Raw genomic sequence first — 242 nt, 5'->3', positions numbered from 1 at the left:
GGTGGCGGACTGCCTATGTCGCTGCTTGTATTCGACAAGAGCATCGATACTTGGAAAGCGGGTGAGCACACCGGTACATTCCGTGGTAACCAGTTGGCAATGGTATCTGGCGCTAAGGCGTTAGAGATCATCGAACGTGATGGTTTGGTTGAGCACGCGAACATCGCAGGCCAATATCTACGTCATGGGCTTGAGAAGATTCAATCGCGTGTGAACTGTATTGCTGAAGTTCGCGGTAAAGG

General features: G+C 51.2%; 1 protein-coding gene. It reads left to right on the top strand.

Going from position 1 to position 242, the window contains the following annotated elements:
• Positions 1–242: aminotransferase class III-fold pyridoxal phosphate-dependent enzyme (locus tag AB4496_RS29575; RefSeq protein WP_372133706.1), on the top strand; the 242-nt coding region annotated here is incomplete at both ends.

Origin of the sequence: Vibrio sp. 10N.222.46.A1 (genome assembly GCF_041473595.1) — a bacterium.
In the GTDB taxonomy this organism is placed as follows: Bacteria; Pseudomonadota; Gammaproteobacteria; order Enterobacterales; family Vibrionaceae; genus Vibrio; species Vibrio tasmaniensis_A.
The sequence above is the reverse complement of the archived record's forward strand: the minus strand, read 5'-3'. Positions and strand labels throughout refer to the sequence as shown.